Raw genomic sequence first — 20665 nt, 5'->3', positions numbered from 1 at the left:
GTCGGCATCAGTGCGCTGTCAGCCGCTCCGGACAAAGTATGCCCATCGAACAAAACGGGCCCGGATCGACACCGGTTCGGGCCACTGCCACAACGGTTTTCGAAGGAGCACAAAATGTCCGCCACCCTCACCCTGACCGACCAGGACAAGGCCACCGTCCGCTCTGCCGCCTACGGCGCGGTTTCCTTGCTCGCCGCCGCCTCCGATAAGCCCCACAAGGCCGCCACCGCCGGCTCTATCGCGTTGACGTCGGCGACCGGTCGGGTCGGGCACGTGCTGAACGCGAAGTCCAAGGACATCCACCTGACCGGCAGGACCGTCGCCGAGCTCGCCGACCAAGTGCTGCCGGCCCTGGCTGCCGCGGTGGCTCTGCTCGACCAGCAGGATCCCGCCGAGGCCGACAACTTCCGCAGCACCGTGCTGGTCGCCCTCGAAGCCGCTGCCGCAACGAGCCGCAACGGTCAGCCCGGCCCCGTCGTCGACGAGATGACCCGCAAGGTGGCTGCGGCTCTGCACGCCGCGTGAAAGAGCGGAGGCCAACCGCCGCGGGTCGCCGAATGAATCCCTGAGATTCCCTCAGCACCGTCGATCTCGGGAATACCGCGCTGACCGAACCGGCCAGCGCGGTATGCGGCATTTGCAGTGCGTTCGAAAGGTCAGGCCGATGATGTTCGGGCGTTTTGCAGAACCGTGCGGCGGTGTGGGCAGCGTTCCCGATCTCGGACCGGCAGGAGCCGCGCTGAGCGTTGCCGCCCGCACCTGGGGAGCCGTCGCCGCCGCGCCGTAATGGTCGTTGCGCGATAGGATCCAGCTGCCCGGTTTCCGGCTCCGATGATCGTTGTTCAGTAAAGGGAGTCCGAGCGGATGGATCGCCGGAAGAAGGAAATCAGTCGGCGCGGTGTGTTGCTGGCGGCCGGAGCAGCGATCGCACTCACCGCATTGGCCCAGCCCGCGCAGGCGGTGACGATCACGCGGAAAGTTTCCCCGGGCCCGGAGGAACCGGGGAGGCGGGCGGACCTGGCGGAACAGGCCATCGTGCAGCGGCACGTGCGCACGCTCTGGGGTCAGCCGCAGATGCGGCTGGGCACGCTCGTCTGGCCAGGGTCCTTGCTGGACCAGTCGTTCGCGCGATGGTGTTACTGGTGGCAAGCCCACCTTCTCGACTGTGCGGTGGACGCCGCGTATCGTGCCGGCACGCCCGAACGCATAGACCGGGTCGTCGCCATCGCACGCGGTATCCGTACCCGCAACCTCACCGGCTGGACCAACCGGTACTACGACGATATGTCCTGGTTGGTATTGGCACTCGAACGCGCCGACCGGCTGCTCGGCGTCCGCTTCGGCGACGCCGTCGGCGAGCTGCGAGCCGGTTTGATCGAGGGATGGAATCCGGACGTCGGTGCGGTGCCCTGGCGGTCCGGCGACGAGTATTACAACACCCCCGCGATCGGTCCGACCGGCATCGCTATGGCGCGTTTGGGCGAACTGTCGCGCGCCGGACAACTCGCCGATTTCCTGCACACTCGATTGCGCGACACCGCCAGTGGCCTGGTTCTCGACGGTGTCCATGAGCCCGGCGGACGAGTAGAGCGGACCGTCCACACCTACTGCCAGGGGGTGGCCATCGGGTTGGAGACCGAGCTGGCGCTTCGCACAGGTGAATCGCACCATCGCAGGCGCGTGGCAGATCTCGTCGCCGCGGCGGGGGACAGGCTCACCGACGCCGGGGTGATCGTCGCGGCCTCCGGCGACGACTCCGGGCTGTTCATGGGCATCCTCGCCAGATATCTCGCGGAAGCCGCACTGTCCTTGGGCGACACCACCGCGGCGAATATCGTGCACGCCTCCGCGCAGGCGGCCTGGAAACACCGCGCCGAGGTGGATGGGCTACCACTGTTCGGTGTGGACTGGACCCGCCCGATCACGGTGCCGGCGCATCCGGAAACCTTTCCCCAGTTCACCCACTCGTCCGCCGCTTCGTCGGCGAACCTGAGCAGCGATCTCTCGGTACAGCTGAGCGGGTGGATGCTGCTCGAAGCGGATCACCAGCTCACCGCCGCGGGCCGCTGAGCCCATGGGGGAAGCGCGGCGCGCAGGGACTTCTACCGCTTTTACCTGGAAGCCAGGGAGCAAAGACTCGATCGGAGGTGCATCCTGCGGCCCATCGACATCGCCCGGGAACACGGGTTGTCCGCACAGGCGATCCGCAACTACGACGACGCGGGCATCCTCCCGCCGACCGAGCGCAGCGAGACCGGTTACCGGCGCTACACGCTCCTGCACGCGCAGGCGCTACGCGCTTTCCTGGCGTTGCGCGGTGGCCACGGGCACCAGCAGGCAAGGGAGATCATGCGCGCGGCCAACCGCGGCGATACCGAGTCCGCCTACCGGCTCATCGACGCCTCCCACGTCGCGCTGCTCACCGAACGCGACACACGCACCGAGGTCGCCAAGGCCTTGGGCAGTCTGTCCACCGCGATGCCGACTCCGGTCCACGGTCGACCGTTGACCGTGGGCGAACTCGCACGCCGAATCCGCGTGCACCCGGCGACCCTGCGCACCTGGGAGACCCAGGGCATCCTGCGCCCCGAACGCGATCGGGCAACGGGCTATCGCCAATACGGACCGGACTGCATACGCGACGCCGAGATCGCACGACAATTGCGCCGAGGCGGCTACCTGCTGTCCCAGGTCGCGCAGTTCATCGAGTCACTGCGCGAGGCAGGCGGAGCGGACGCGCTGCGGGCTTTCCTCGACTCCTGGCAGGACCGGCTGACCGCGCGCAGCCGCAACCTGCTCGCCGGCGCGGCCCAGCTCGATGCCTACCTCACGATGCTCGATCGCACACCCCAGGAATGATCCACAATCCGCGGAGCCGCGAGGACTGTGTCGACTCGCTCGGTGCGGCGAGTGGGGTAGATGCCGGTCTCCAGGCGCAGTAGACCCTTGTCAGCCCGCGTTGCGAATCTGGGTCAGGAATTCCGGGTTGGTTCCGGTTTGACGGAGGCCGGTCAGTAGCAGTTCGAGCGCTTGCTGCGGGTCGCGGCCCGAGAGGGTCTTGCGCAGGGACCCCGTGGCCGTGAGCTCGTCGGCGGACAGCAGCAGTTCCTCTTTGCGGGTGCTGGAGCGGTCGATGTCGATCGCGGGGAACAGACGGCGGTCGGCGAGGTGCCGATCGAGCTTCAGTTCGGCGTTTCCGGTCCCCTTGTATTCCTCGAAGATCACGGTGTCGGCCAGCGAGCCGGTCTCGACCAGGGCAGTGGCGATGATGGTGAGCGAGCCGCCGTGCTCGATATTTCGTGCGGCGCCGAGGAATTTCTTCGGTGGCGCGAGTGCCCCGGCATCGACGCCGCCGGAGAGGATGCGGCCGGACCCGGCGGCCGCCAGGTTGTAGGCGCGGGCAAGCCGGGTCAGCGAGTCCAGCAGCACGACGACGTCGTGATCCATTTCGACAAGGCGTTTCGCGTGTTCGATGGCCAGTTCGGCGAGTGCGATGTGGTCCTGGGCCGGTTGGTCGAAGGTCGCGGCGGCGACCTCGGCCGGTACCGCTCGGGACAGGTCGGTCACCTCTTCCGGGCGTTCCCCGACCAATACCAGCATCAGCTGGCATTCGGGATGATTCTTGGCGATGCCGTGCGCGATGGCTTGCAGCACAGAGGTTTTGCCCGCCTTGGGCGGTGCGACGACCAGCGCGCGCTGGCCCTTGCCGATCGGCATGACCAGATCGGTGACGCGGGTGGTCAGTTCATGCGGCTCGGTCTCCAGCCGTAGACGGTCCTGGGGATAGATGGGGATCAAATCGGCGAAGTGCGGTCGCGCTCTGGTATTGCCGGGTGGCAAGCCGTTGATGCTGTCCACTCCGACAAGCGGTGCGAGTTTGGCGCCTTCACGTTTCGGTCCGACCGTGCCGGTGACGGTATCGCCGCGGCGCAGGCCGTGCTCGCGGATCAAACGCGCGGGCACATGAGCGTCCCGCGGTCCGGGCAGGTAACCGTCGACGTGCAGCGAGGCGTGGTTGTGCGTGATGTCGAGGATGCCGGTGACCGATGTAGTCCGGTTCTCCCCGGTGGGGCTGTCTTCACTGTGGATAGTGTTGTCTTGCATGGTTTTCTCCTACAGGGGGCAATGAATGTGGCGGGTTGCCGATGAATGCCGCCTACGGGAATGACGCTCGTTGCATGCGCCGTTAGGTGGCTGGGCGCTGTCTGCTCCGGACGTGCTGCCGGCGCACGGTATACGAGACCGCCGTGGCGACTGTGGATTCTTGTGGGAGGGGGTCGACACCTACATCCACAAGATGGAGACCGCCTCACGGTAGCGGCATCAGCGACAACACGCAATAGCGCCCGTTTGTTCCCCGCCGTAGATCAGCCGAACTGCTCAGCACGCGAGCACGACTGCGCGCTGCTCGAGAGAACCGCTTCGTGCACCTTGTGAAGTCGCGAATATGCTGTGGCACAGGCACTTCAGACCCAGGCTTGCCTGTTTGTCCAAGCGCGCGGCATGGAGTGTGTACCGCCGGCTGTGCTCGGGTGATGCGCGGCGGTGATCGGCAGACTCGTGCTCGGGTCAGTTCCCGCGTCGACGTTGCGAGTCAGGCGCCCAGTCCGGCTCCTGCGCCGCGGGGACGGCTCCGTCGGTCCGTACCCGGTAGGCGATCTCGACCGACCCGCCCGGCAGCGCGCGCGAGGCTTCGAATTCCAAGCCCGTATCGACGCTCAGGGCATCAGTGAGGCGCACTCCTCCGCCGACCAGGAACGGCAGGACCACCAGCTCCAGCTTGTCGAGCGCGCCGAGCGCACGAAAGGTGTCGACCGTGCGGGGACCGCCGATGAGATGGACATCGCCACCGCGATTGGCGGCGCGCAAGCGCTCGAGCAGTCGAACCGGATCGCTTTCGACGATGACATCGTCGGGCGTGCCCTCCGGACGACGCGAGCCGAGCACGAACACCCGCAAGCCCGGCCACGGCCACCGGTCGTTTGTGAGCGCCGGTTCGAACGTGGTCCGGCCCATCAGCGCCGCCTCGACAGGCTCGAGGAATTCCGCGATGCCATGGCTGCCAGGCCCGTGGAGCGGATCCAGCACCTGGGGCGGCCAGCCGTTCGGAGTGGTCACATAACCGTCGGCACTCATGCACAGGCGTGCGCGGATCTGCATGCGGCTGTCTCCTGTCAGATCGGTCATGTGTGTCAGGACGGGCCCCCCGACCGAAAATCATCGGTCGCGGCGGCCGGCCTAGCCTTTCGGCATTGCGGCACAGGCGAAGTCGTGTGCACATCTGGAGTGGAACCGGTACGGGGTCGGCCGACGCTGTATAGGTAAGGAAGGCAGGGTGGCAAGCCGGTTTCGTTGCAAGAAAACGCAATCGGGCTGCGGCGGTCGGACGTTTTCGGAACAACTCCTGGGGCGATCGAGGATGATTTCAACATTGAACGATTTGTATTGCCGCGACCGTATTAGCTGACCTCGGTGCCGAATGCGGAAATATCGCGACGAGGCGGGACTCACCTATCGATCCGAGCTGTAACGGCACGATCGGTTGCGATTCCTTGGATTCGACTGCCTTTTCTCGAATCCGGCGTGAGCAGGTGCCTGCGGACGAGGCTGCCCCACTGTCTTACATGCCTATTTGTACTGCTCAGCCGGGGTTCGTGTGATGGAGCGAGATCGCGGCGATGAGACTCGTGGCGAGATCGGGCGGTCGCGACTATTGCGGCTACCGTGTGGCGCGGTCGTATACTCCCTTTATGGCGGACGGATCATCCTCCACCGAATTGCCCGAGGCGCCGGTTCTCGTGGTCCAGACACGGGAACGCGTCTATCGGCTCCGCGCTGGTGGTGCCTATAACGTCGGTCGCGATCCGGCGGCCGATATCGTTGTCTCCGATCCCCGCGTTTCGTCGTTGCACGCCGTTCTGGAGCGTGGTGCGGACGGTTGGAAAATCGAGGACGCGCACAGTCTCAACGGCACGTTCTTCGACGGTCACCGCGTCGATCGGATGGTGATCGATCACGACGAGACGTTCCAGCTCGGACACGCGGTGGACGGCGAGAAATTGGCTTGCTCGGTGGAAACCCCACCCGAGCAGGAACCCGATGGCGATGCCGGCGGCGACACGATGATCGTGCCGAACCCCGGCTACGCTCTCGACGACGAAGCAACGGTCACGAAGTTCGATCCGGGCCTGCCCCGGCGGGTGTCGCGGTCGGCGCCTCCGGCGGACCACCCCAGCGCGGTGGTCCGGATAACGTCGCCCACTCTCCGAATCGGGCGCGCCGCGGACAACGACATCGTCGCGCACGATCTCATGGTCTCCCGCCATCACGCCGAGTTGCGGACGATCGGTGCGGGCAGATACCGGATCGTCGACCTCGACAGCCACAACGGCACCTACGTCAACGGAGCCCGCGTCGCCGCCGCCGATCTGTCCGAATCCGACTTGATCGGAATGGGCCATACCACCTTCCGGTTGGTCGGCGACGAACTGCGCGAGTTCGTCGACACCGGTGACGTATCGGTCTGCGTGCAGAACATCACCGTCCGGACACCCGAGGGCAAGGTGTTGATGGACAGCGTGAGGTTCCCCATCCCGGGGCGGTCGCTCGTGGGGGTGATCGGGCCGAGCGGGGCGGGCAAATCGACACTGCTCGGCGCGATCACCGGGTTGCGGCCCGCGACCGAGGGGACGGTGCTCTACGACGGCCGCGATCTGTACACCAACTACGACGAACTCCGCCACCGCATCGGATTGGTACCGCAGGAAGACATCCTGCACAACCAGCTTCCGACGCGCCGGGCGCTGCTCTACGCGGCCGAGCTGCGTTTCCCCGGTGACACGGGCCGCGAGGAGCGCGAGCAGCGGGTCGACGAGGTCCTCGACGAGCTCGGCTTGGCGCGGCACGCCGACACCCGCATCGATCGGCTCTCGGGTGGGCAGCGCAAACGCGTGAGCGTCGCACTGGAACTGCTGACCAAACCCTCCTTGCTGTTCCTCGACGAACCGACATCCGGTTTGGATCCCGGCTTGGACAAGACGGTCATGGAAATGCTGTCGGGACTGGCGCACGACGGGCGTACGGTCATCGTCGTCACCCACAGCGTCGCGAACCTCGATGCCTGCGACCGCCTGCTGGTCCTGGTGCCCGGCGGCCGGCTGGCCTACTACGGTCCGCCCGCGGAAGGGTTGCTGCAGTTCGCCGCGGGGAGCTGGGCCGAGGTGTTCCAGGCTTTCGACCGCGAGGAAGAGCGGGACTGGGCCGGTGAGTTCCGGGAGTCGCCACGCTACGACCGCTACGTGTCGGTCGGCCCGACCGATGATGTCGTCCCCGCGGAAGTGCACACACCGACGCCGCCGCCACCGTCGCAGTCCAAGTTCAGCCAGCTCAGCACGTTGTGCAGGCGTTACCTCGCGGTGATCGCCTCGGACCGCAGTTATCTGGCGCTGCTCGGTGTCATGCCACTGCTGCTCGGTGGGTTGATCGCCGCCGTGCCGGCCGGTCAGGGATTCACCGGTGCGCCGGGAACGAACGTCGATGCCGCGACCAAGCTCATGATCCTGGCGTTCGCGGCATGCTTCGTCGGCACCGGCAACTCGATCCGGGAGATCGTCAAGGAACAGACGATCTATCGCAGAGAACGCGCGGCAGGATTGTCGGCCGGCGTCTATTTGATGTCGAAACTGCTGGTCCTCGGCGTGATCACCACGCTGCAGGCGGTAGTGCTCGTCCTGATCGGCACCATCGGGGTCAGTATGCCGCCCACGGGGCTGTTCACCTCGGTCGAGCTGGAATTGATGCTGATGATGGCGTTGCTCGGCATCTCGTCGCTGGCACTCGGCTTGCTGGTGTCGGTATCGGTGAACACCTCGGAGAAGACGCTGCCGTTACTGATCGTGCTGTCCATGGCGCAACTGGTGCTCACCGGCGGTCTGGTGCGGCTGCCCGGCACTCCCGTCCTGGAGCAGCTGGCATACATCGCGCCGGCTCGGTGGGGGTTCGCTGCGGGAGCCGCCACTCTCGACCTCGATACCCTCTCCCCGCATGACGGGGGCCCCGACCCGCTGTGGAAACACACCATCGGCACCTGGCTGCTCGATATGGGAGTGGTCGCCGGTCTGGGAGCCATCTTCCTCGCGCTGGCCTGGTATCGCCTCTACCAACTGCGTCCGCGGCGCCGCGGCGCCCGCCGCCCCGCAACGATCTGACGTCTTCGCGCGCCGCGCCGGCGCGCGCACGTGGCGATCGGCTGCTCGAAGCCGCTACTCCCACAGCCGGGAAAGGGGCATGGGGCGTTGCGGGATACTCGACGGCGTCGGACTGGTAGGCCACGCACGGCCTGGTGAGCGTTGTCAGGCGTGAGGTGATGATGCTGGTATTCGCAAGGCCGCGGCCGACCGGGGCTGGGGCGTCTCGATGAGCACCGAGCGCTGGGTGGTGAAGCTGGACCCGCCCGCGGACGCGAGCCCGGGCCTGAAGGCGGTCGTCGAAGTGGGCCGCCAGACGATCCAGACGTCGGCGGATCTGCTGGCGACGGGTTCGCCTTCGCAGGCGCCGGATGTGGTCAAGTTGCTGCGCGACGAGAAGCTCGTCACCGGTGACGAGAAGAAGTCGGTCTTGGCCGAGGGTTACGCCAACCGGGCGCAGGAGTTCGACGACATCAAGGACGACATCCGCAAGCAAGACGACAACGTCGATCTGTCCGCCTACGGCACCTACGACATCTCCAGCGGCACCTTCGTCGCTATCAGGCAGCATGTCAAAGATCTGCAGGCGACACTGGACGCGGCTCCCGGAGCGAGCCCCGGCAAGCAGTACATCGCAACGGACATCGAGATCAGGCTGGCGAACGCCGTGCTGAAGACGATCGACGACGTACACGACGAGATCGCGAAGGCCACCGACCGCGTCCAAGCGCACGCGAAGAACATCGACGGCTCCGCGCCCACCTACACCCCCTCCTCGGCGGCAGGCAACTACGTGCCGAGCAACTACATGCAGCGCAGTTATTCACCCGGCCCCGGCTTCGTGCCTGCCGCGACGAGCGCTGATTACGCCCGTTACCAGGGCAACGTCTCGGTCGACGCCGCGATCGACGGCGCGCTCGACGCGCTCGGCATCACCGATCCGGTGGCCCGCGAGTACTGGAAGCGCGGCTACCGGGTTCTGATCGAACGAGAATCCGGCGGAAATCCCAACGCCGTGAACAATTGGGACAGCAACGCGGCCGCCGGACACGCGTCCAGGGGACTTACCCAGACGATCCCCAGCACCTTCCTTGGCTACCATGCCGCTGGAACCTCCAGCAACATTCACGATCCGGTGGCCAATGTCGCCGCCAGCATGAACTACGTCATGGAGCGGTACGGTGTCTCCCGCGACGGCCACGACCTGCAAGCGAAGGTTCAGCAAGCGGATCCGAATCGTTCGCCGAAGGGCTACTGAGCCCGGGTACGGGAGCGATCCGGATGGGATCTGCGATCTGTCCTGCGGGATTCGTTCCGCTGCCACTGAGCGGCTCCGATTGCTCGTCGGGTCGAACGGATTTCGATGACGAGTTATCTTTTCGTTCTCGGCCGGGTCGGTCGTCCGGTTCGACGGCCGAGGCAGCTATGGCGCGCTGCGTCTGGAACACTCGACCGTCGGAAAGGTTCTTTGCTGATGTTCCGTCGTTTCACGACCAACGCGCCCGCCGGGGCGTCGCCGATGGATGATCTGGTGGCAGGCGCGCTGCCGGATCGGGTGCAGATCGCGCATGAGCGATTGGCGCACCAGGACGATCCGGCGCTGCTCGAAGCATTATCTGAGCGTGAGCTCGCCGCCTCCCGCGAGTTGGCCGAGCTCGTGCGTGACTATGAACGCCACGAGAAACGGGCGCGCATCCAGGCGGCCGCGGACGCCGCGGAGCGGGTGCGGCGCACGGCCGCCGAGCTGGCCGAACGGGAAGCCGCCGACTTGCTGCGGGCCGCCCAGGCGATCGGTGAGCAGCGGCACAGCAGCAGCCCGCACGCGAAAGTCGCCCGCCTGCATCAGCGCAAGCCGCGGGTGCTGGGATTGCTGGCCGGAGTCGTCGCGTTCTCGATGCTGTTCTCCGCGGTGACGGTGCAGCAGAACATCGCGCCGTCCGGCGGTGCGACCAATCCGATGTTCTGGCTGTCCTACGGTCTGGAAGCGCTGATCAGCGCGGTACTCGTCGCGCTGATGCTGTCCACCGGGGACACCGCCGAGTGGGGCGTGATCGATCGGCTGTGGCAGGTCTACACCGTCGAGGGCGTCCTGCTGACGGCGAGTATCGCGTTGAACACGTTTCCCTACATCAGGACGGGCGAGGTGGCCGGGATCGGCATCCACGCGATCGCGCCCATCATGATCGGCGTCGCGCTCGTCACCCACCGGCTCGTCGCCGAGCGATACGGGCGCGCGATCGAGCAGGCGACCGCCGCCGTCCCCGACCACGAAGATCTCCAGGAACGACTGGCGGCGCTCACCCAGGTCGGCGGCGCCGGGAACCAGATCCTTCCGAGCATCCTCATGGAGCCGACGGCTCGCCGTGCGAGCGAATCCGCCGCGAGCGAGCCGCCCGCACCCGGCCGGGAGGGCGGGGCCCCCGCGGCTCCGCAGCACGGACAGGCCGCTGCGGCGGGGCAGCAGCCCGCCGTCGAAGCCCCGATCGCCACGCCCGCCGCCGCGGCGGCCGAACTCACCGAGCTGTGGCTGGCAACGACGCCGCTGCCCGCGATCGAACGGCCGTCCGCGGCCGGCGCGGGCGGTCCGGAAGCGCCTGCCGCAGCCAGTCCGGACGAAGCTGTCCTGGACGCACGTCTGGCGGCGGCGGTGCGACAGACGCTCGACCGGATTCGCACCGGCAGGCAGGCGGAGCCGGGCGAACAGCCGGTGGAGCCTTCCGTGGCCGTGCCCGAGCCGAGTGCCCCCGGATTCGCGGAGGCGGCCAACGAGCATGGTGCGCGCGGCGAGACCGCCGAGGCGCATCCCGAGTCGACGGCTCACAGTGCGGCCGAGGCGGTCACCGAACATATCGCGCTCTCGGCGGCCCCTGAGGTGTCCCCCGAGTCGAACGCCGTTGGCACGGTGGAGCCCACCGGGCACGTCGCGCTCTCGGAGGCTGCCGCGACGCGTTCGGAGTCGAATGGTCGTGCGCTGGAGCCGGGCATGGCCCAGCACTACGCACCCGATGGCAACGACCACGCGCCGCGGATGGAACAGGTCACGCCGGTCGGTGCCGTGCACCCGTCTCCGGTCGTGCACGAACCGGAGGACCCCGCCGCGACCGCGCCGCACGCGTCCAACGAACCGCAACTCACCACGCGATGACCTGAACGGGCCGTAATCGGCTCGGCAACAGCACTATTCAGCGAGTTCGGCCGACTCGGGGAGTTCGTTTACGGACCGTCTTGCCGCCCACCTGCAGACGGACGGCGTGCCGGAGCGCGGACCGAATTGCGGCGCGGCGCACCGGCGCACAGTGTCTGGGGCGTTCTCAGCCCTGAGCCCGCAGACTCCAGATGCGCCCGTCGGGATCGCGCACCGTCATTTCCTTTGTGCCGTAATGCGTTGCCTCGAACGGCGCGACCACGTCGATATCGGCGTTCGGCTGGAACGCGTCGGCATCGGAGACGGTCAGGACCAGTTGAGTGCGGGGCGTCTGATGGCGCGGGATCTCCGCGATGAAGACATAGGGTCCCTCGCCGTTGCGGAACAGCCCGGAGTTGTGGTCGGTGGTGAATTCCGGCTCATAGCCGAGGGCTAGGAAGAATCTCGCGGTCGCGCCCCAGTTGTGCGTCTCCACGTGGACGCCCCCGATGCCCTTCGTCGTCATATCGCTCTCTCCTCGGGTTGCTTTCGGTTGTCCGGGATGTCGTCTTGATCGGCGCGCCACCCAAGCTAGCATGCTAGCAATCTAGCGTCCATCGATTTCTTTCGGTCGACCCGATGGCGGAATGGACGTAGCGTCGAATTCGTGAAAGTTCCCGAACACCTGCCCACGACCGCGGGCGAGCTACGTTCGGCCGGCTACCTGCCGCGTGGCGTGAAGACCGAGATCCGCGAGAACCTCCTGACCCTGCTGAGTTCCGGTGGCGACCCGTGGCCCGGCATCGTCGGGTTCGACCGGACGGTCGTGCCGCAGCTGGAACGCGCCCTGCTGGCGGGACACGACGTCGTGCTGCTCGGTGAGCGCGGCCAGGGCAAGACCCGGCTGCTGCGTACCCTGGTCGGCCTGCTGGACGAATGGACGCCCGTGATCGCGGGCGCCGAACTGGGCGAACATCCGCTCGACCCGATCAGCCCCGCCGGTCGTAGGCTGGCCGCCGAACTCGGCGACGAGCTGCCCGTCACGTGGCGGCATCGCTCGCAGCGGTACGCCGAGAAGCTCGCCACGCCGGACACTTCCGTCGGCGATCTGATCGGCGACGTCGACCCGGTGAAGGTGGCCGAGGGCCGCAGTCTCGGTGACCCCGAGACCATCCATTTCGGACTCGTCCCGCGCGCGCATCGCGGCATCGTTGCGATCAACGAGTTGCCAGATCTCGCCGAACGTATCCAGGTCGCGTTGCTGAACGTGATGGAGGAACGCGACATCCAGGTCCGCGGCTACACCCTGCGCCTTCCGCTGGACGTGCTGCTGGTCGCCACCGCCAACCCGGAGGACTACACCAACCGCGGCCGGATCATCACGCCGCTGAAAGACCGCTTCGGCGCGGAGATTCGCACTCACTACCCGCTCAGCGTGGAGGCCGAGGTGGCGCTGGTGCGCCAGGAGGCCGAGCTCGTTGCCGAAGTGGGCGACCCGCTGATCGAGGTGCTCGCCCGGTTCGTGCGGCAATTGCGCGAGTCGTCCGCGATCGACCAGCGGTCCGGCGTATCCGCTCGTTTCGCCGTGGCCGCGGCCGAGACGGTGGCCGCGGCGGCTTTGCGCAGGTCCGCGGTGACGGGGGAGAGCCCTGCCGTGGCGCGTCCGGTCGACCTGGAATCCGTTCCCGCCGTCTTGCGCGGCAAGCTGGAATTCGAGTCCGGGGAGGAGGGGCGTGAGCAGGAACATCTCACCCATCTGCTGCGCCGCTCGTTCTCCGAGACCGCGCGGGCCCTGCTCGGCGGATTGAATCTGCGGCCGCTGGCCGAGGCGGTCGGGGACGGGCATCTGGTCACCACCGGCGAACGCGTGCCCGGCGCGGAGGTCCTCTCGGCGTTGCCCGAACTGCCGGTCCTGCACGAGGTGGCCGGACGGCTCGGCGTCGACGCTGCCGATCCGCCGCCGCGGATCGCCTCGGCCGTCGAGTTCGCGCTGGAGGCGCTCTACCTGGCCCGGCAGATCGCGAAGGACTCCGACGACGGTCTGGCGGTGTACGGCCGATGACCGCCGCTGTTCCCGGCGAGGCATCGTGACCAACCCCGATCGCTACTCCTACGGCCCCTACCACGAGGGGCCCGATCCCTTGGCGCCCCCGCTGGACCTGCGCGAGGCACTGGACCGGATCGGTCGCGACGTGATGGAGGGCAGCTCGCCACGCAACGCCCTGCAAGAGCTGCTGCGGCGCGGCACCCGCGGCACGCCGGGATTGGAGGAGCTGACTCGCCGGTTGTGGCAGCGCCGCGCGGAGATCGCTCGCAGCCACCGGCTGGACGGCACGTTGCAGCAGGTCCGGGAACTGCTGGAGGAGGCGCTGGAAGCCGAGCGCGGCGCACTGTTCCCCGACCCCTCCGACGACGCCAGGTTCGCCGAAGCGCAGCTGGACGCCCTGCCGTCGAGCACGGCCGCCGCCGTCACCGAACTCGCCGACTACGCCTGGCGATCGGAGACCGGCCGCGAGAACTATCAGAAGATCCGTGACCTGCTCGGCCGCGAGCTGCTGGAATCGCGCTTCCAGGGCATGAAACAGGCTTTGCGGAACACCACCCCGGAGGACGTCGAGCGGGTCGGACGGATGATGTCCGACCTCAACGACCTGCTCGCCGCCCATGCCAGGGGCGAGAACACCGAGCAGCGGTTCGCCGAGTTCATGGCCGAGCACGGCGAGTTCTTCCCCGAGAACCCGCGCGACACCGAGGAATTGATCGACGCGCTCGCGGCCCGAGCCGCCGCCGCGCAGCGCATGATGAATTCGATGACCGAGCAGCAGCGCGCGGAGCTGTCCGAGTTGATCGGCCAGGCGTTCGGCGATCCGGCGATCGCCCAGCAGGTCGCCGCGCTGGACGCGCATCTGCGGGCGCTGCGTCCCGGTGAGGACTGGAACTCCGCGCGGCGGTTTCGCGGCGAGGATCCGCTCGGCCTCGGCGCGGGCGCGCAGGCCCTGCAAGATCTCGCCGAACTCGACGCGCTCGCCGAGCAACTCGGCCAGACCTACGCGGGCGCCCGGCTGGAGGACATCGATCTGGACGCGCTGGAGCGCCACCTCGGCGCGGACGCGGGCGTGGACGCCGCGCGGCTGGCCGAACTGGAACGCGAATTGCGCAGGCAAGGCATCTTCGAACGAGCGCAGGACGGCTCGCTCCGGTTGACGCCCAAGGCTTTGCGGCGTCTCGGCGAGGTGGCGCTGCGTGATGTCGTCGGGCGCTTGCGGTCTCGGCGCGGCGAACGGGACACCGCCGCGGCCGGCGCCGCGGGCGAGCCGACCGGCGGCTCCCGGGCCTGGCGCTTCGGTGATACCGAGCCGTGGGACGTGTCGCGGACCGTGCGCAATGCCGTGCTGCGGTCGGCGTCGACGGGTAATCGCCAGGTGCGGCTGGACGTTTCCGACGTCGAGATCATGGAGACCGAGCAGCGCTCCAGGGCCGCCGTCGCGCTGTGCGTCGACACGTCCTGGTCGATGGTGCAGGACGGCAGATGGGTGCCGATGAAGCGCACCGCTCTCGCGCTGCACCATCTGATCGGCACCCGGTTCCGCTCCGACGCGTTGAGCGTGATCACCTTCGGCAGGCACGCGACGACCGTGGACATCGGCGAACTCACCGCGCTGGAAGGCGTTTGGGAACAGGGCACCAATCTGCACCACGCACTGCTGCTGGCCGCGGCGCACCTGCGCAGGCACCCGGACGCGGTGCCGGTCGTGCTCGTGGTCACCGACGGTGAGCCGACCGCGCACCTGGAGCCGGACGGGGAGACCTACTTCAACTGGCCACCCGCGCAACGCACGCTGGCAGTGACGATGGCGCAGGTCGACGCCCTGGCCAAGCTGGGTGCGTCGGTGACGGTGTTCATGCTCGGCGAGGACCCGCGCCTGGCCGCGTTCGTCGACCTGGTGGCCCGCCGCAGCGGCGGCCGGGTGGTGGCGCCCGGCCTGGACGGCTTGGGCGCCGCCGTGGTCAGCGACTACCTGCGTGGCAGGCGCTGAAGTCGCGGCTTCGCGGGCGGGCAGTGCGGCCGATCTGGTGATTGCTGCGAGATCACTACTTGCCCTTGCCGTCTCCGGGCAGGTCCCTGCCGCCGTGCGCCGCGCACAGCGAGAAGACTCGCGCGGCTGTGTCGTTCCGGCGGTACACGTTCGTGCGTGCGCGGACGCAGGCGTGCCGGGAAAGTGGCACGGGGGCCGTCGAGCGGCCGTATCGAGGATTTATTGTGGCCGGGTCGGCGTGTCGGAAAACGAAAACCGAAGGGTATGAATACCAATAGGTATTTGATACCGAAAGGTATTTATCGTGCGTTTCCAGGGACGACGTTTTTTACCGGAAATTTCTCACCGATTTGCTGTACATCGCGCGGTGCCCGTGTGTAGCGTCTGGAACCCGTAAACCCCCTCACATGACAAGTGGTGGCGCGTGATCGGAATCGACGGTTGTCTGAAACGCATCATGGATATTCCCGGTGCGCGCAGCGTGACGCTGGTGGACGGTGCGAGCGGTCTGGCGATCGCCGCCGACGGCAGGCACGACCTGGTGGACGAGCACGAAGATGCCGCTGCCACAACGGATGTGGTGCGCGCGGTGCTCGCCTGTCCGGCTTTGTCGACCGACGGCGACGACGTCACCGAGATCATCGTCTACGGCACCCGCGGATATCACCTGTTGAACCTGGTGAACGGCGACTTCGACGGACGGCTTTTCGTGCACGTGCTGTTCGACGAGGACGCCGGAAATCTCGCGATGGCGCGATACCAACTGCACGGAATTCTCGACGAATTGGCCGAGGACGCGCATGAGTCCTGAACTCGCGGTCGAATTGCGGCGGTTGGAGCAGGAAGGACGTACGGGGGTGCTGCACGCGGCCGACGGTGCTTTCCATCTCGCCGAAGGCGCGATCGTTTCCGCCGACTGTCGTCGCACCACCGGGCTGGACCGGCTGGTCGTCGAAGCGGGCGTGGCGACCGCCGAGGACTGGCGGCGCGCCGATGCGGGCGATCCCGGCCGTGTGCTGGGACGGCCACGGCTGGAAACCCTCGCGATGCTCTCGGTCTTCGACGCCGCCTATTTCTTGCTGGCCTCGCCCGCCGTCCCGGAGTTCCGCCCGGCCCCACCGCACTGGCTGGCCCCCGTCTGTCACATCACGCCCCGTGCTCTCGTGCAGGAGTGCGCGCGGCGCGGCGATCCCGAGTCCGGGCCGTGGCCCGCCGACCTGGTCGATCGCGTCCCGGTCGTGCCGGTCCGCCGAGTGCGGCGACGGCGTTTGGTGCTCACCGGAGGGCAGGCGGAGGTGCTGGCCGCCGCGGATGGCAGGCGCAGCGTCGCGGAGATCGGTCGCGAACTCGGCCGTACCACCTACGGATGTCTGGTGGCGGTGCGGGATCTGACCGCGGCGGGCTTGATCGAGCCGCCCCTCGCGACGCCGGTCCCGGTGGCCGCCGGGCCGGTCGGGCTCGAGCCGGTGCGCCCCGAGTCCGTAGCGGTCGCGCCTGTGCTCGCCGAGCCGGGCCGGCTTCCCCGCCGCCGTGGCAGGCACTCGGCGCCACCGGTCCCGGTCGCCGATCGGTTGGAGCCGCCCGACCGGGACCTGCTCGTCCGCCTGCAAGCGGCTTTGGAGGGGCTCGCGTGACCACGCGGAAGAAACTGCTCGGCGATTGGATGGGAAGGTTGACCAAGGTGGCGATGTCCGGACCCGAACCGAACGCGGCGGTGCTCACGGAGTTGAAAGCGCTGCGCAATCGAGTTCCGCGACTGACCGGCGCGCTGGTCGCGTCCAACGACGGACTGTTGGTCGCCCATGATCTGCCTGCGCAGATCGAGCCGAACGGGATGGCCGCCATGGCCGCCTCGCAGCTGTCGCTGTCCCACCGGCTCGCCACCACCGCGCACGGCGGCGGGTTCAGCGAGGTCGTGGTCCACGGCACCGGAGGGCACGTGGTCATCTACGCGGCGGGCTGGACGTCGCTGACCGTTTTGGCCGCCCCCGAGGTGAACATCGGCAGGCTGCATCTGGAATCCCGTCCGGCGGCCCGCGCGATCGCCGACTTGCTGACGTCGGTGACCACCGACGCGGGAAGCGAACAAGCAACGAAAACCCACTGAAAGGAAAGCATATGTCCAATATGGATCTGGCCCTCAAAGACATGATGGTGATCGACGGCGCGATCGGCGCCGCCGTCGTCGACTACAACAGCGGCATGGCGCTGGGCATGCTCGGCAGCTCCAAGTCCCTGGACCTCCAGATCGCGGGTGCGGGCAACACCGAGGTGGTGCGCGCCAAGCTGCGCACCATGGACCAGCTGGGGCTCAAAGAGGACATCGAGGACATCCTCATCACGCTGTCCGGGCAATATCACATCATCCGGCCGATGACCGGCCGCAAGTCCAAGGGCCTGTTCCTCTACCTCGCCCTGGACCGGGGACGGGCGAATCTGGCGATGGCCCGGCACCGCCTGCGGGGGATCGAAGAGGATCTGGAGGTCTGATCGGCGGTCGAGCCGATTTGACCTGAACTGTTGTTCAGGTTCGACGCTGTTCTGGACACCGAACACGTCGAAGGGAATCCACCATGTCCGACCATCCGATCCAGCTCGCCCTGATCGTCGGCAGCACTCGAGCGGGCCGCTTCGGGCCGACCGTCGCCAAGTGGTTCGCCGCTCACGCCGAGCGGCGCGACGACGTCGACGTCGACGTTGTCGACCTGGCCGAAACGCCTCTGCCGGAACGGCTTTCCCATCACCCCGAACCCGAGGCGGCGCGGGCGCTGGCAGCGGTCGGCCCCCGCCTGGCCGCGGCGGACGGGTTCGTCGTCGTGACACCCGAGTACAACCACAGTTATCCGGCGTCGGTCAAGAACGCCATCGACTGGCATTACACCGAATGGCGGGCCAAGCCGGTGGGATTCGTGTCCTACGGCGGCATCTCCGGTGGCTTACGCGCGGTGGAGCACCTCCGGCAGGTGTTCGCCGAGCTGCATGCGGTCACCGTGCGCGATACGGTGAGCTTCCACGACGCGGGCGGGCGGTTCGATGCCGCGGGGCAGCCGACGGATCCGGAAATGCCGGTGGCCGCGGCCGATCAGCTGCTCGGCCAGCTGGTCTGGTGGGGCCGCGCGCTGCGGTCGGCCCGCGCCGACCATCCCTACACCGCATGACGCTTCTTCCACTCGCCCAAGGTCGGGACCGCGGAGCCTGACGCCGTGGTCCCTGGGGCAAGGGCAAATGGCGGACCTCCGGTTCGATCGGAGGTGCGTAGCCGTGCGGCGGGCAGCCCGGGTCCCGGCCGATCGTGCGTCACTCCAGCCCGGCTGGGCGCGGCCAGGGGTTGTCCTCCTTGTCCTCGACCGACTGGTTGAAACGCGCGATGAACCTGCTGAACTGGTCGATGTCGGCCTCGGTCCACTCGGCAACCACCGCGCCGATGCCTTGACGGCTCTGCTTTCGGTCGGAGGCCAAAAGATCGAGTCCCTTGGCGCTGGCGCGGATCTTGCGGGCGATGCCGCCGTCGGGGTCGGGCACCCGGTCGACCAACCCTTGCTTGCGCATGGCTCCGACCTGCCGGTTGATCGTCGAAACGTCCAGTTGAAACGCTTCGGACAGCTCACGCAGGCTCAGCGGATGGTCCAGTTCCAGTCTGGTCAGGATCAGGTACGCCGAGCGGTCGAGCTGGAAGCCGGGACGCCGGAGCACCGCGGCGGGGAAGTGCCTTGACAGCAGTGACAGCTCGAAGACGAGGCGGTACAGCGCCGCGTTGTCGCCGGGGCCGGATTCGGACATACCACACTATGTCGCGAGGATCACGTACTTACCAAATTGTGCAGCATACACACCATATGTACCGTGCACATGTGACTGTAGCTGCCGACGCGTCCTCGAGCGTCTCTGAATCCGGCGACCGGCCCCGTCCCTCGTCGGCACTGCTCATCGCGACGCTCGGCATGGTGGGTGTCGTCGTCTCCCTCATGCAGACGCTGGTCATCCCGATCATTCCGTCGCTGCCCACGCTGTTGCACACCTCCGCGTCCAACGCCTCCTGGGTCGTGACGGCCACGCTGCTGGCCGGCGCGGTGGCGACCCCGATCAGCGGCCGTCTGGGCGATATGTTCGGCAAGCGGCGCGTCTTGTTCGCGAATCTTCTTCTGCTGATCGCCGGTTCGGTGGTCTGCGCGTCCTTCTCCACCCTGGTGCCCGAGATCGTCGGTCGCTCGCTGCAAGGCGCGGCGGTCGGCGCCATCCCGCTCGGCATCAGCATCATGCGCGACGAATTGCCCGCCGAGCGGGTGGGTTCGGCGATGGCGATCATGAGCGCCACGCTCGGCGTCGGCGGTGCGATCGGCCTGCCGGTCGCGGCGGCCATCGCGCAGAACGCCGACTGGCACGTGCTGTTCTGGACCTCCGCCGCGCTCGGCGTCGTGTGCGCCGTCCTGGTTTTCGTGTTCGTCGCGGAGTCGCCGGTGCGCACGCCCGCCCGGTTCGACTTCGGCGGCGCCGTCGGTTTGTCGGTAGCGCTGCTCGCGCTGCTCGTCGCGATCACGAAGGGCGCGGACTGGGGTTGGGCCAGCGCGCGGATCCTGACCCTGTTCGCGGTGTCGGTGGTGGTGTTCCTCGGCTGGGGCGCTTTCGAACTGCGGCAGCGTTCACCGCTGGTGGACCTGCGGGTCTCGGCGCGGCCGAGGGTGCTGTTCACCAACGCGGCCTCGATCGCCGTCGGATTCGCGCTCTACGGCATGTCGCTGACCTTCCCGCAGCTGCTGATGGCGCCGGAGCAGACCGGATACGGCTTCGGGCTGTCCATGATCACCGCCGGGTTGGCGCTGGCCCCCACCGGCTTCGTGATGATGCTGCTGTCACCGGTGTCGGCGCGGCTGTCGGCCAGCCGCGGGCCCAAGGTCACCCTCGCGCTCGGCTCCGCGGTGATCGCGGTCGGCTATCTGTGCGCGGTGGTGCTGATGAACAGCGTCTGGGAGATCATGCTCGCCGCGGTGATCGTCGCGGGCGGCGTCGGCCTGGCGTACGCGGCGATGCCCGCGCTGATCATGGGCGCGGTGCCGATCACCGAGACCGGCGCGGCCAACGGCCTCAACTCGCTGATGCGCTCGATCGGCACCTCGACCTCGGCCGCGGTGATGAGCGTGGTGCTGGCGCACATGACCATGCGGCTCGGCCCGCACCTGCTGCCCTCGCGCGACGGTTTTCACACCACCTTCCTCATCGCGATGGCCGCGGCGCTGGTCGCGATCGGTCTGACCGCCGTGATCCCGATGCGGAAGACCGCCGACGCGGCGACCACCACCGGGCATTCCTGACGCCTGGGA

The 20665-nt window shown here is 67.8% G+C and carries 18 protein-coding genes; 14 read left to right on the top strand and 4 right to left on the bottom strand.

What is annotated here, in order from left to right:
- The first annotated feature begins 114 nt into the window (after positions 1 to 114).
- The 3 genes from ACWESM_RS32605 to ACWESM_RS32595 all read left to right on the top strand — a co-directional run bounded on the left by ACWESM_RS32605 (position 115) and on the right by ACWESM_RS32595 (position 2859).
- Positions 115 to 525, top strand: a complete 411-nt coding sequence (locus tag ACWESM_RS32605) for a hypothetical protein (protein WP_364435242.1) — start codon at positions 115 to 117, stop codon at positions 523 to 525.
- A 339-nt stretch (positions 526 to 864) separates the two neighbouring features.
- Positions 865 to 2070 (top strand): glycoside hydrolase family 76 protein, encoded by a 1206-nt coding sequence (locus tag ACWESM_RS32600; RefSeq protein ID WP_452495039.1) that lies wholly within the window; start codon positions 865 to 867, stop codon positions 2068 to 2070.
- Positions 2071 to 2154: 84 nt separating this feature from the next.
- Positions 2155 to 2859: a MerR family transcriptional regulator gene (locus tag ACWESM_RS32595; protein ID WP_364435329.1), complete on the top strand. Its 705-nt coding sequence runs from the start codon at positions 2155 to 2157 to the stop codon at positions 2857 to 2859.
- Between the two features lie 90 nt (positions 2860 to 2949).
- On the opposite strand, the gene ACWESM_RS32590 is transcribed toward ACWESM_RS32595, so the two are convergent.
- Positions 2950 to 4104, bottom strand: a complete 1155-nt coding sequence (locus ACWESM_RS32590; RefSeq protein ID WP_452495037.1) for a transcription termination factor Rho, short form — start codon at positions 4102 to 4104, stop codon at positions 2950 to 2952.
- A gap of 465 nt (positions 4105 to 4569) precedes the next feature.
- On the bottom strand, positions 4570 to 5187 hold the full coding sequence (locus ACWESM_RS32585; RefSeq protein WP_452495035.1) for a dihydrofolate reductase family protein: 618 nt from the start codon (positions 5185 to 5187) through the stop codon (positions 4570 to 4572).
- Positions 5188 to 5750: 563 nt separating this feature from the next.
- On the opposite strand from ACWESM_RS32585, the gene ACWESM_RS32580 reads away from it, so the two are divergent.
- The 3 genes from ACWESM_RS32580 (at position 5751) to ACWESM_RS32570 (ending at position 11331) form a co-directional block, all read left to right on the top strand.
- Positions 5751 to 8207 (top strand): FHA domain-containing protein, encoded by a 2457-nt coding sequence (locus ACWESM_RS32580; protein WP_364435231.1) that lies wholly within the window; start codon positions 5751 to 5753, stop codon positions 8205 to 8207.
- Positions 8208 to 8415: 208 nt separating this feature from the next.
- A complete protein-coding gene (locus ACWESM_RS32575; protein WP_364435228.1) occupies positions 8416 to 9444 on the top strand; it encodes a transglycosylase SLT domain-containing protein in 1029 nt (342 codons plus the stop codon).
- 216 nt (positions 9445 to 9660) lie between these two features.
- The gene (locus ACWESM_RS32570) at positions 9661 to 11331 is read left to right on the top strand and encodes a hypothetical protein (RefSeq protein WP_452495032.1); all 1671 of its coding nucleotides are present in this window, start codon (positions 9661 to 9663) and stop codon (positions 11329 to 11331) included.
- Positions 11332 to 11497: 166 nt separating this feature from the next.
- Here the strand turns inward: ACWESM_RS32570 and ACWESM_RS32565 are convergent, their stop codons facing one another.
- On the bottom strand, positions 11498 to 11836 hold the full coding sequence (locus ACWESM_RS32565) for a VOC family protein (protein WP_452495030.1): 339 nt from the start codon (positions 11834 to 11836) through the stop codon (positions 11498 to 11500).
- A 141-nt stretch (positions 11837 to 11977) separates the two neighbouring features.
- Between ACWESM_RS32565 and ACWESM_RS32560 the strand changes: the two genes are divergently transcribed.
- From ACWESM_RS32560 to ACWESM_RS32530, 7 genes are all read left to right on the top strand, one after another.
- Positions 11978 to 13372 (top strand): ATP-binding protein, encoded by a 1395-nt coding sequence (locus ACWESM_RS32560; RefSeq protein WP_355078642.1) that lies wholly within the window; start codon positions 11978 to 11980, stop codon positions 13370 to 13372.
- A 25-nt stretch (positions 13373 to 13397) separates the two neighbouring features.
- On the top strand, positions 13398 to 15347 hold the full coding sequence (locus ACWESM_RS32555) for a VWA domain-containing protein (RefSeq protein WP_397280277.1): 1950 nt from the start codon (positions 13398 to 13400) through the stop codon (positions 15345 to 15347).
- Positions 15348 to 15771: 424 nt separating this feature from the next.
- A complete protein-coding gene (locus ACWESM_RS32550; RefSeq protein ID WP_356966682.1) occupies positions 15772 to 16158 on the top strand; it encodes a roadblock/LC7 domain-containing protein in 387 nt (128 codons plus the stop codon).
- Complete coding sequence (locus ACWESM_RS32545) at positions 16148 to 16981, top strand: hypothetical protein (RefSeq protein WP_452495027.1); 834 nt, start codon at positions 16148 to 16150, stop codon at positions 16979 to 16981. Before ACWESM_RS32550 ends, ACWESM_RS32545 begins: the two co-directional genes overlap by 11 nt.
- On the top strand, positions 16978 to 17454 hold the full coding sequence (locus ACWESM_RS32540) for a roadblock/LC7 domain-containing protein (protein WP_355078646.1): 477 nt from the start codon (positions 16978 to 16980) through the stop codon (positions 17452 to 17454). Before ACWESM_RS32545 ends, ACWESM_RS32540 begins: the two co-directional genes overlap by 4 nt.
- Before the next feature lie 11 nt (positions 17455 to 17465).
- Complete coding sequence (locus tag ACWESM_RS32535) at positions 17466 to 17837, top strand: hypothetical protein (protein WP_043729685.1); 372 nt, start codon at positions 17466 to 17468, stop codon at positions 17835 to 17837.
- 83 nt (positions 17838 to 17920) lie between these two features.
- Positions 17921 to 18505 carry an NADPH-dependent FMN reductase gene (locus tag ACWESM_RS32530; protein WP_355078647.1) on the top strand — a complete coding sequence of 195 codons (585 nt, stop codon included), beginning with the start codon at positions 17921 to 17923 and terminating at the stop codon, positions 18503 to 18505.
- Positions 18506 to 18644: 139 nt separating this feature from the next.
- Here ACWESM_RS32530 and ACWESM_RS32525 read toward each other — a convergent pair whose 3' ends face one another.
- Positions 18645 to 19127: a MarR family winged helix-turn-helix transcriptional regulator gene (locus ACWESM_RS32525; protein WP_355078648.1), complete on the bottom strand. Its 483-nt coding sequence runs from the start codon at positions 19125 to 19127 to the stop codon at positions 18645 to 18647.
- Between the two features lie 71 nt (positions 19128 to 19198).
- Between ACWESM_RS32525 and ACWESM_RS32520 the strand changes: the two genes are divergently transcribed.
- Positions 19199 to 20656, top strand: a complete 1458-nt coding sequence (locus tag ACWESM_RS32520; protein ID WP_364435209.1) for an MFS transporter — start codon at positions 19199 to 19201, stop codon at positions 20654 to 20656.
- Positions 20657 to 20665: the final 9 nt, after the last annotated feature.

It is taken from the genome of Nocardia sp. NPDC003999 (assembly GCF_053604885.1).
The sequence above is the reverse complement of the archived record's forward strand: the minus strand, read 5'-3'. Positions and strand labels throughout refer to the sequence as shown.

Excerpts from the sequence above, each read along its gene's own strand:
- ACWESM_RS32530 (WP_355078647.1), top strand. The coding sequence starts at position 17,921 with ATGTCCGACCATCCGATCCAGCTCGCCCTGATCGTCGGCAGCACTCGA.
- ACWESM_RS32545 (WP_452495027.1), top strand. The coding sequence starts at position 16,148 with ATGAGTCCTGAACTCGCGGTCGAATTGCGGCGGTTGGAGCAGGAAGGA.
- ACWESM_RS32565 (WP_452495030.1), bottom strand. The coding sequence starts at position 11,836 with ATGACGACGAAGGGCATCGGGGGCGTCCACGTGGAGACGCACAACTGG.
- ACWESM_RS32600 (WP_452495039.1), top strand. The coding sequence starts at position 865 with ATGGATCGCCGGAAGAAGGAAATCAGTCGGCGCGGTGTGTTGCTGGCG.
- ACWESM_RS32535 (WP_043729685.1), top strand. The coding sequence starts at position 17,466 with ATGTCCAATATGGATCTGGCCCTCAAAGACATGATGGTGATCGACGGC.
- ACWESM_RS32575 (WP_364435228.1), top strand. The coding sequence starts at position 8,416 with ATGAGCACCGAGCGCTGGGTGGTGAAGCTGGACCCGCCCGCGGACGCG.
- ACWESM_RS32570 (WP_452495032.1), top strand. The coding sequence starts at position 9,661 with ATGTTCCGTCGTTTCACGACCAACGCGCCCGCCGGGGCGTCGCCGATG.
- ACWESM_RS32525 (WP_355078648.1), bottom strand. The coding sequence starts at position 19,127 with ATGTCCGAATCCGGCCCCGGCGACAACGCGGCGCTGTACCGCCTCGTC.
- ACWESM_RS32590 (WP_452495037.1), bottom strand. The coding sequence starts at position 4,104 with ATGCAAGACAACACTATCCACAGTGAAGACAGCCCCACCGGGGAGAAC.
- ACWESM_RS32605 (WP_364435242.1), top strand. The coding sequence starts at position 115 with ATGTCCGCCACCCTCACCCTGACCGACCAGGACAAGGCCACCGTCCGC.
- ACWESM_RS32580 (WP_364435231.1), top strand. The coding sequence starts at position 5,751 with ATGGCGGACGGATCATCCTCCACCGAATTGCCCGAGGCGCCGGTTCTC.
- ACWESM_RS32585 (WP_452495035.1), bottom strand. The coding sequence starts at position 5,187 with ATGACCGATCTGACAGGAGACAGCCGCATGCAGATCCGCGCACGCCTG.